The sequence below is a fragment of the Streptomyces triticagri genome (genome assembly GCF_003429565.1).
Classification (GTDB): domain Bacteria; phylum Actinomycetota; class Actinomycetes; order Streptomycetales; family Streptomycetaceae; genus Streptomyces; species Streptomyces triticagri.
Genome location: NZ_QUAK01000113.1, coordinates 20,434 through 30,263, shown reverse-complemented (window position 1 = coordinate 30,263; position 9,830 = coordinate 20,434). Strand labels below are relative to the sequence as shown.

The following is a 9,830-nucleotide window of genomic DNA, read 5'->3' as shown; positions in this document are numbered from 1 at the left end:
CCGGCTCCGCGGCGGGCGCCGCGGGCGCGGAGCCGTTCGGCCCGGCAGCCGGCTCCGTGCCGTCCCCGGCGGACGCCGCGGCGTCGTCGGACGAGTCGTCCTCGTTCACCGGCGTCCGCATGACGACCGGCGGGATGGGGCGGGACCCGGGGATGTTGATCCGGATCCGGGTGGTCAGCGTGGTCTGCGTCTCGGGTTCGTCCGCGGGCTTGCCGGCACCCGGCCGCTCCGCGTCCGCTCCGGCGTCGGCGCCCCCGGTGGTCCCGTAAGGCGGCGTACCCGAGGGGTAGGCGGCTCCGCCGCGCCCCTTGGGCCCGGAGGACGAACTGTCAGTTTCACGACTCAAGGCAGGTTCTCCCGATCGGCTCCGCCGCCCGTCTTGTCCGTGCGCGGGCGGCTCGGCGGCGCGCACCACCATACTGGCCGTCCCGGGGCGCCATCCGCTGACTGCGTCAAAGACGGAAAGGACCCGAACACAACCGGCACGTCATCTGCCAAGTCGGGTGGCAGAGCTGTCCGGTTGCCGTACGGAACCGAGCGTGGCACAGATCACAGCGACCGCGATTCCACCCAAAAGGTAGAGATACGAGCCGAGTCCGGCAGCGAACACGAAGTCGCCCTCGGAACGGCTCGAGGTCAGCAGCAGCACCATCAGGAGCCAGCCCGCCCCCGGCGAGAGCGCCCCCGCCCTGCTCTCGAGCAACCGCGAGCCGCCGTGGAACAGACCGGCCGCACCGAGCAGCGCGAGCAGCAACCCGCCCGGGAACAGGCCGCCTTGGACCAGCGCACCGGCGAGACCGGCAAGCGCGCCGGCGAGGAGGAGCAGGATGTGCACGGCGATACGGCCGGGGCGCAGCGGCTCGACGAGCGGGGGCCGGGACGGGCTCAGCGGGCGTTCGGACAGGCTCACAGCTTCGTCACCGTTCCCGGCACTCCCGCGAAGAGATCCGTCTCGCGTTCGCCGTCAGGGGCGCCCGGGTTGCCGCGCGCCAGCTCGTAGTACTCGATGTCGAAGAGGGGCTGGGCCTTGCCGTTGGACAGCGCGAACCAGGGGCCCTCGACGGTGACCTGGGTGGCGTGCGCCGCCATCGCGGCGGCCTTCGCCGAGGCGGCGGTCCGGCCGTCGATCTCGGCGGTGATCACCGCGTCGTCGACGAGTCCGGGTACGTCGCCGGGCTCGGCGGCCTCGTCGAACGGCAGGGTGTCCAGCGCGCCCGAGCGCAGGACCGCGAAGCGCTCGGTGACGACGGATCGTGGCAGCCGGTTCCAGTAGACCTTCGCCACGGTGTGCGGTGCGCCGAGGTCGCGGCGGAAGGCGGGCTCGGCGGCGAGTTCCGCGGCGCGCATCGCGACCCGGTGGGCCTGGATGTGGTCGGGGTGGCCGTAACCGCCGTGCGGGTCGTAGGTGATGAGGACCTGGGGGCGGAGCTCGCGGATCACGGCGACCAGCAGAGCGGCGGCCTCGTCCACGTCGGCGGCCCAGAAGGCGTCCGGGCGGTCGTTGGTGGCCAGGCCCATCATCCCGGAGTCGTGGAAGCGGCCGGGGCCGCCGAGGAACCGGTGGTCGGTGACGCCGAGTTCCTTCATGGCGGCGGTCAGCTCGCCGATGCGGTGGGCGCCGAGGGTGCCTTCCCGGTCGGGCGCGAGGTGGGCCAGCTCGGGCGGGATGACCTCGCCCTCCTCGCCGAGGGTGCAGGTGACGAGCGCGACATGGGCGCCTTCGGAGGCGTACTTGGCCATCGTCGCGCCGTTGTTGATCGACTCGTCGTCGGGGTGCGCGTGCACCAGGAGCAGACGGCGGTCCGCCGGTTCGGTCATGGCTCAAGAGTACGAGGCCGGCCGGCGCGGGCCCGCCGCGGCCGGGCTCAGAACTTGATTCCTTCGATCATGCCCGCGACGTTGGTGGTCAGTTCGTTGATGGTCGGCGCCACCGAGGAGCTGGCGAGGTAGAAGCCGAGCAGCACACACACGATCGCGTGTCCCGCCTTGAGCCCCGACTTCCTGATCAACAGGAAGACGATCACCGCAAAGAGCACCACCGCCGAGATCGACAGTGCCACAGCGGTTCACCTCCAAGAATTCGCATGACCCGTACGAGCGGACACAAGGAAGGCGCCGGGAAGCGGCAACCGCCGCCCAGCGCTACCGAATCATAACTTTCCGTGCCCGGGCTCGGGCATCGGTGCATGGCAGCACGAGGGGCGCATGGGCGCCGCACGATCAGTAGCCTCGGACCATGACCACCGGACAGCAGAGCTTCCCCCGCCGGCACGCCCGCACTCAGCGCTTCTCGCTCGGTTCACCACGGGCGTTCACCGTGTCCCCGGACGGTGCACGTGTGGCTTTTCTCCGCTCGGGGTCCGGTACCGACCGGTCTCATGCCCTGCGAGTGCTGGACCTTGACGCCTCGTCGGGTGAGGAGCGGGTGGCGGCCGACCCGGCGACGCTGCTCGCCGGCGCGGACGAGCGGCTGTCGGCGGCGGAGCGGGCCCGGCGCGAGCGCACCCGCGAGGGCGGCGGCGGCATCGTCGGATACGCGACGGACGCGGCCGTGGAGCTGGCGGCCTTCGCCCTGTCCGGGCGTCTGTTCACCGCGGAGCTGCGGGCGGGTACCGCGCGTGAACTGCACGTGCCGGGACCGGTGATCGACCCGCGCCCCTCCCCCGACGGCCTGCACATCGCCTACGTCGCACGGGGTGCGCTGCGTGTCACGGACGCCGCGGGCGAGGACGACCGGGCGCTCGCCACCCCCGAGTCCGGTCAAGTCGCCTACGGCATCGCGGAGTTCGTCGCGGCCGAGGAGATGGGCCGGTACCGGGGCTTCTGGTGGTCGCCCGACTCCGACCGGATCCTGGCGGCCCGGGTCGACGACTCCCCCGTACAGCGGTGGTGGATCGCCGATCCGGCGCATCCGGACCGGGAGCCGGCACGGATCGCCTACCCCTCGGCCGGCACGGCGAACGCGGACGTACGGCTCTGTGTGCTCGGGCTCGACGGTTCGCGGGTGGAGGTCGAGTGGGACCGGGCGCGCTATCCGTATCTGGCGCGGGTGCACTGGTCCGGGTCCGGTGCGCCGCTGCTGCTCGTGCAGTCCAGGGATCAGCGCGGTCAGCTCTATCTGGCGGTCGATCCGGCGGACGGCTCGACGCGGATGGTGCACGCGGACGAGGACCCGGACTGGCTTGAGCTGCTGCCCGGGGTGCCCGCCTGGTCGCCGTCCGGGCAGTTGGTGCGGATCGCCGACGAGGGCGGCGCGCGCGTCCTCTCGGTCGGTGAACGGCCGCTGACTGGGGCGCAGTTGCAGGTGCGCGCGGTGCTCGACATCAGCGACGACGACGTGCTGATCGCGGCGTCGGCGGGGGCGGAGGCCGCGGCGCCGGAGATCGGCGAGGTCCATGTGTACCGGGTGAACGAGCTGGGCGTGGAGCGCATTACGCAGGAGCCCGGGGTGCATTCGGCGGTGCGCTCGGGCGCGGTGACCGTACTCGCCTCGGCGGTGCCCGGGCAGCCGGGGACACAGGTGCAGGTGCTGCGGGACGGCAAGCAGACGGCTCTCGTCCCGTCGTACGCGGAGCTTCCCGGTATCACCCCGCGCGTGACCCTGACCGAAGCGGGCGCACGGCGCATTCCGTGCGCCGTCCTGCTCCCCTCGCACCACCGGGAGGGCGACGGACCGCTGCCCGTACTGCTCGATCCGTACGGCGGGCCGCATCACGCGCGGGTGGTGGCGGCGCACAATCCGTATCTCACCTCGCAGTGGTTCGCGGACCAGGGGTTCGCCGTGGTCGTCGCGGACGGGCGAGGGACGCCCGGGCGGACTCCCGCGTGGGAGAAGGCGATCAAGGACGATCTGGCGGCGGTGGTCCTCGAGGACCAGGTGGCCGCGCTGCAGGCACTCGCCGGGTCGTTCCCGCTCGATCTGTCCCGGGTGGCGATCCGCGGCTGGTCCTTCGGCGGGTATCTCGCGGGGCTCGCGGCGCTGCGGCGGCCCGATGTCTTCCATGCGGCGATCGTGGGGGCGCCGGTCACGGATCAGCGGCTGTACGACACGCACTACACCGAGAGGTATCTCGGGGATCCGGGTGAGCAGCCCGGGGTGTACGAGGCGAACTCGCTCGTCACGGACGAGGGGTTGAGCTCTGCGGTGGAGCCGGCGCGGCCGATGATGATCGTGCATGGGCTTGCGGACGACAACGTGGTGATGGCTCATACGTTGCGGTTGTCCTCTGCGCTGCTCGCGGCGGGGCGGCCGCATGAGGTGGTTCCTCTTTCGGGGGTCACGCATATGACTCCGCAGGAACAGGTGGCGGAGAATCTGTTGCGGTTGCAGGTGGACTTTCTGCGGCGGGCGTTGGGGGTTTGACCTTGCGGTCGGGTGGGGGTCGGTTTTTCAGGCCCCGGCCTGGCGGCCTCGTCCTCAATCGCCGGACGGGCTTGATCCGGCCCTGGCGGGCCTTCGTCCTCAGACGCCGGACGGGCTTCAGCGGCCGTACGGGGCCGGCGGATCGTACGGGTAGTTGTAGCCGTAGCGGGGACCGCTCCCATAGCCGGAGTGTTCGTTGCGCTGGGCCAGGGCGAACAGCGTGATCGCGCCGGCCGCCGTGTACAGCACGGCGCTGGCCAGGTGGAGTTGGAGCAGCAGGGGTGCGTCCGTGATGCCCTCGAAGGCGTCGGTCTTGATGCCGGCGCTGACGTCGAGGACACCCCACAGGAGCACCGCCGCGGCCGCCGTCATACCGAGCGGGCGGCTGAACATCGCACGGTTGAGGGCACCGGTCGCCGCCACCAGGGCGATCAGGACGAGGACCAGGGACGACCAGGCAGACGGCGTGGAGAGCAGTGTGAGGACCGCGTTCCGGCCGCCGGTGAGCCGGCTCTCGTACACGTCCCAGCCGTACTCGCTGAGCCGGTAGATCTCCCAGGACGCGCGCACCAGGGCCGCCGCGCCGAGGAAGATGAACGCGGTCGCCGCCGCGCCGTTGGTGGGCCGGGCGGGTTCGGTGTCCTCGGGCGAGGGCGGATAGCCGTAGCCCGCGGCGTGACCGCGCGGAGCCCGGCCCCACAGGACCAGGCCGATCAGGGCGAGCCCGAGGGCGACCTGCGCACCGGCGCTCCACAGGGCCTGGCTGCGCAGGTCCTCCGAGCCCCAGAGCTGGGTCCAGTCGGAGGTCAGGATCCACAGGGACGGCAGCCTCAGCGCGGCGGTCAGGACACCGGCGGCGACGAACGCGGGGGCGGCGGCCGGTGAGCGCAGCGCCGTGAACGCGACCACCGCACACACCGGGAACAGCAGCAGATCGGTGAGCCCGGTGACCCAGAGCTCCTGTCCGGAGAAGCCGGCCGGCAGCCCGGCCCACATCCACCACAGCCGGCCGGGGCCGTCCGCCTTGGTGAGGTCACGGATGATCCAGCCCACCGAAATGAGCGCGACGAGTGCGCAGGCGACGGTTCCGGAGATCCGTGCCCCGCGCGTGAGTATCTGCGGCTGCCCCATGAGGCCCTGATCCTCCCGCCGGGAGGGCCGTTCAACAAGGGGGCGCAGCCGACCCCGTGGCTCCGGGGCGGCGAAGGCTCGCCGGGCGGCCGACCGGCCGGAGCGACTCGAGGTGCTCCGGCCGGTCCACACGGCACCCGCACGGCCGTACGCGGATCACCGTGCCAGGCACGTGTCTCGGGGGCGCGTCGCGGGCGTTGCCCGCACGTTAAGGACCTCATCCCAGGTCAGGTGATGTCGGGCCCGGCCCCCGGCAGGCCCGGCTGCGGTCCCGGCGGATAGTTGGTGCGGCCGGGCTCGCGCGGCGGCGGCCGGTCCGCGTGGCCGTGTTCGTGGTCGCCGGTGGTCCGGCCGTCCGCGCCCTCCGCCGGCACGATGAGTTTCTCCTCGGCGAAGTGGCAGGCCGAGGGGTGGTCGGTGGGTTCGCCGCTGCCACGGAAGAGCGACGGCACGGTCAGCAGGGGCTCCTCCTGGGCGCACTTCTCCTGGGCCTTCCAGCAGCGGGTGCGGAAGCGGCAGCCGGACGGCGGGTTGGCCGGGGAGGGCACATCGCCGGTGAGGATGATCCGCTCGCGGCCCTCGCGCGCGTCCGGGTCCGGTACGGGCACGGCGGAGAGGAGCGCCTGGGTGTACGGGTGCGTCGGGTGCTCGTAGATCTGGATGTCGCTGCCGATCTCGACGATCCGTCCCAGGTACATGACGCCGACCCGGTCGGAGATGTGCCGGACGATCGACAGGTCGTGCGCGATGAAGAGATAGGAGAGGCTGAACTCGTCCTGCAGGCGCTCCATCAGGTTGATGACCTGCGCCTGGACCGAGACGTCGAGTGCGGAGACCGGTTCGTCGGCGACGATGACCTCCGGGCGCAGGGCGAGGCCGCGGGCGATGCCGATGCGCTGGCGCTGGCCGCCGGAGAACTGGTGCGGATACCGGTTGATGTACTCCGGGTTGAGCCCCACCACGTCGAGGAGCTCCTGGACGCGTCGCCGGCGTGAGCCCTTCGGGGCCACCTCGGGGTGGATCTCGTACGGTTCGCCGATGATGTCGCCGACCGTCATGCGCGGATTGAGCGAGGTGTACGGGTCCTGGAACACCATCTGGATGTTGCGCCGTACGGAGCGCAGAGCGCGGCCGGAGAGGCGGCTGATGTCCTCGCCCTTGTAGAAGATCTCGCCCGCGGTGGGCCGTTCCAGATTGACCAGGAGCTTGGCGACGGTGGACTTTCCGCAGCCGGACTCGCCGACGATGCCGAGGGTCTCGCCCTGGTGCAGCGTGAAGTCGACGCCGTCCACGGCCTTCACCGCACCGATCTGACGCTTGATCAGGATGCCCTGGGTGAGTGGGAAGTGCTTGACCAGGCCGCGGATCTCGAGGATCGGTTCGCCCGCGGCGACCGGCGCCAAGTCCGCGGTCTCCTCGGTGAGTTCAGGCATCGCGCAGCGTCTCCTTCCAGAAGTGGCAGGCGCTCTCCCGGTCCTCGGAGACCCGCGCGAGCGGCGGGACGTCGGTGCGGCAGACATCCTGGGCGCGCGGGCAGCGCGGGTTGAAGGCACAACCGGGCGGAATGGCCGTCAGGTTGGGCGGCAGCCCCTTGATCGCGTACAGCTCGTGGCCCTTCTGGTCGAGCCTCGGGATCGAGTCGAGCAGTCCGCGGGTGTACGGGTGGGCGGGCGCCTTGTAGATGTCGTGCACCGGGGCCGATTCGACGATGCGGCCCGCGTACATCACGGCGATCTTGTCGGCGACGTCCGCGACCACGCCGAGGTCGTGGGTGATGAGGATCAGGCCCATGTTCAACTCGCGCTGCAGTTCCGCGAGCAGGTCCATGACCTGGGCCTGGACGGTCACATCGAGGGCGGTGGTGGGCTCGTCGGCGATGATCAGGGCGGGTTCCAGGGCGAGCGCCATCGCGATCATGATGCGCTGGCGCATACCGCCGGAGAACTGGTGCGGGTACTGCCCGACGCGCTCCTTGGCGGCCGGGATCCGCACCCGGTCCATGAGTTCGACGGCCTTGGCCCTGGCGTCCTTCCTGGACATCCCCTGGTGCACCACGAACATCTCACCGAGCTGGGCGCCGACGCTGAGCACCGGGTTGAGCGAGGACAGCGCGTCCTGGAAGATCATCGCCATCTCGGCGCCGCGGACCTTGCGCCGCTCCTCCTCCCGGAGTTTCAGGAGGTCGCGGCCCCGGAAGTTGATCTCGCCGGCGGTGATGCGGCCCGGTGGCATGTCGAGGATGCCCATGATGGCCTGCGCGGTGACGGACTTGCCCGACCCCGACTCGCCGAGCACGGCAAGCGTCTCGCCGGGCTCCACGGAGTACGTGACGCCGTTGACCGCCTTGGCGACACCGTCCCTGGTGCGGAATTCCACCTGCAGATCGCGTACGTCGAGCAGCATCGCGTCGGTCACCTCAGCTTCGGGTCGAGGGCGTCGCGCACCGCGTCGCCGAGCATGATGAAGGCGAGCACGGTGATGCTCAGGGCTCCCGCGGGCCACAGGAGCATGTGCGGGGCGTTGCGGATGGACTGGGCGGCGTTGGAGATGTCGATGCCCCAGGAGACGGTCGGCGGCCGCAGTCCGACGCCGAGGAACGACAGGGTGGCCTCCAGGGCGATGTACGTACCGAGCGCGATGGTGGCGACGACGATCACGGGGGCGACCGCGTTGGGCGCCACATGGCGCAGCAGCATCCGGGTGTTGCTCGCGCCGAGGGCGCGCGCGGCCTGTACGTAGTCGTTCTGTTTGGCGGTGATCACCGATCCGCGGGCGATACGGGAGATCTGCGGCCAGCCGAGCAGCACGATGAAGCCGACCACCGGCCACACGGTGCTGGAGGTGACGACGGAGAGCAGCACCAGGCCGCCGAGGATGATCGGGATGCCGAAGAAGATGTCGGCGATGCGGGAGAGCAGCGCGTCCCACCAGCCACCGAAGAATCCGGCGAGGCCGCCGAGCACACTGCCGAGCAGGGCGGCGCCGACGGTCGCGCAGACCCCGACGGTGATCGAGGCGCGGGCCCCGTACACGGTGCGGGTGTAGACGTCGCAGCCCTGGGTGTCGTAGCCGAAGGGGTGGCCGGGGGCGGAGCCCTGCTCGGACTTGCCGAGGTCGCACTTCAACGGGTCGCCGCTCGCGATCAGTTGGGGCCAGATCGCGATGAGCACCAGGAAGACGATGAGCAGCGCGGAGACGATGAAGACGGGGTTGCGGCGCAGCTGGTGCCAGGCGTCGGACCACAGGCTGCGCGCCTTGGCCTCGGGACCTGCGCCCGTCGGCCCCGTCGAGCCCTGCAGCGTCTCGGCCTCGGTCATGGCGAGGTCCATCGCGCCGCCGCCTCCGGTCGGTGCCATGGCCTGATGGGGGTCGTGGCTCTCAGGCATATCGGATCCTCGGGTCGAGCACCGCGTACAGGAGGTCGACGAGCAGGTTGGCGAGGAGGAAGACGATCACCAGGATGGTCACGAAGCCGACGACGGTCGGGGCGTTGTTGCGCAGGATGCCCTGGTAGATCTGGTAGCCGACGCCGTGGATGTTGAAGATCTTCTCGGTGACGATGGCGCCGCCCATCAGGGAGCCGATGTCGGTGCCGATGAAGGTGATCACCGGGATCAGGGAGTTCCTGAGCAGGTGACGGGTGATGACGCGGCGTCGCGGCAGGCCTTTGGCGACCGCGGTACGGACGTAGTCGGCCCGTACGTTCTCCGCGATGGAGGTACGGGTCAGCCGGGTGACGTACGCGAGGGAGACCAGGGCGAGCACGATGCCGGGCAGGATCAGCTCGCCGAACGGGGCGTCCGGGGACACCGTCGGCCGGATCACGTCCCACTTCACGCCGAACAGGAACTGCAGCACATAACCGGTCACGAAGGTCGGCACCGAGATCACGATCAGCGTGAGGATCAGGACCGAGCTGTCGACCGCGCGGCCCCTGCGCAGCCCGCTGACGACACCGAGCGTGACCCCGACGATCAGCTCGATGACGATGGCGACCAGCGTCAGACGGAGTGTCACCGGGTAGGCGGCGGCGAGGAGTTCGGTGACTTTCTGGCCGTTGAAGGCGGTGCCGAAGTCGCCCTGGAAGATCTGCCCCATGTAGTGCAGGTACTGCTTCCACAGCGGCTGATCGAGATAGAGGTCGTGCCGGATGCGGGCGGCGGTGGCGGGGTCCGGGGCCTTGTCGCCGAACAGGGCCGCGACGGGGTCGCCGAGCGCGTACACCATGAAGAAGATCAGGAACGTGCTGCCGATGAACACCGGGATCATCTGGAGCAGCCGCCGGATCACATACCGTCCCATGAGGGCTCCGGAGCGTCGGCGGCGGCCGTCAACT

9 protein-coding genes and 1 pseudogene are annotated in these 9,830 nt (G+C 70.7%); 1 reads left to right on the top strand and 9 read right to left on the bottom strand.

Translation table 11 applies throughout. The features are described from left to right. The 4 genes and pseudogenes from DY218_RS34600 to DY218_RS20850 form a co-directional block, all read right to left on the bottom strand. A pseudogene (locus tag DY218_RS34600) lies at positions 1-346 on the bottom strand (hypothetical protein); the annotation flags it as partial. A 141-nt stretch (positions 347-487) separates the two neighbouring features. Continuing rightward, complete coding sequence (locus tag DY218_RS20860) at positions 488-910, bottom strand: DUF6113 family protein (RefSeq protein WP_407703665.1); 423 nt, start codon at positions 908-910, stop codon at positions 488-490. Further along, complete coding sequence (gene mshB, locus DY218_RS20855) at positions 907-1,818, bottom strand: N-acetyl-1-D-myo-inositol-2-amino-2-deoxy-alpha-D-glucopyranoside deacetylase (RefSeq protein WP_128557628.1); 912 nt, start codon at positions 1,816-1,818, stop codon at positions 907-909. The genes DY218_RS20860 and mshB overlap by 4 nt, the downstream gene beginning before the upstream one ends. Before the next feature lie 47 nt (positions 1,819-1,865). Further along, the gene (locus DY218_RS20850) at positions 1,866-2,060 is read right to left on the bottom strand and encodes a hypothetical protein (protein ID WP_128557627.1); all 195 of its coding nucleotides are present in this window, start codon (positions 2,058-2,060) and stop codon (positions 1,866-1,868) included. 176 nt (positions 2,061-2,236) lie between these two features. On the opposite strand from DY218_RS20850, the gene DY218_RS20845 reads away from it, so the two are divergent. Then, the gene (locus tag DY218_RS20845; protein WP_128557626.1) at positions 2,237-4,363 is read left to right on the top strand and encodes a S9 family peptidase; all 2,127 of its coding nucleotides are present in this window, start codon (positions 2,237-2,239) and stop codon (positions 4,361-4,363) included. Between the two features lie 117 nt (positions 4,364-4,480). On the opposite strand, the gene DY218_RS20840 is transcribed toward DY218_RS20845, so the two are convergent. From DY218_RS20840 to DY218_RS20820, 5 genes are all read right to left on the bottom strand, one after another. Further along, the gene (locus tag DY218_RS20840; RefSeq protein ID WP_128557625.1) at positions 4,481-5,494 is read right to left on the bottom strand and encodes a hypothetical protein; all 1,014 of its coding nucleotides are present in this window, start codon (positions 5,492-5,494) and stop codon (positions 4,481-4,483) included. A gap of 227 nt (positions 5,495-5,721) precedes the next feature. After that, a complete protein-coding gene (locus tag DY218_RS20835; protein ID WP_128557624.1) occupies positions 5,722-6,927 on the bottom strand; it encodes an ABC transporter ATP-binding protein in 1,206 nt (401 codons plus the stop codon). Beyond that, complete coding sequence (locus tag DY218_RS20830; protein WP_128557631.1) at positions 6,920-7,897, bottom strand: ABC transporter ATP-binding protein; 978 nt, start codon at positions 7,895-7,897, stop codon at positions 6,920-6,922. The genes DY218_RS20835 and DY218_RS20830 overlap by 8 nt, the downstream gene beginning before the upstream one ends. 8 nt (positions 7,898-7,905) lie before the next feature. Then, a complete protein-coding gene (locus tag DY218_RS20825; protein WP_128557623.1) occupies positions 7,906-8,880 on the bottom strand; it encodes an ABC transporter permease in 975 nt (324 codons plus the stop codon). Then, positions 8,873-9,796, bottom strand: coding sequence for an ABC transporter permease (locus DY218_RS20820; protein ID WP_128557622.1), 924 nt, complete (start codon positions 9,794-9,796; stop codon positions 8,873-8,875). The genes DY218_RS20825 and DY218_RS20820 overlap by 8 nt, the downstream gene beginning before the upstream one ends. Positions 9,797-9,830: the final 34 nt, after the last annotated feature.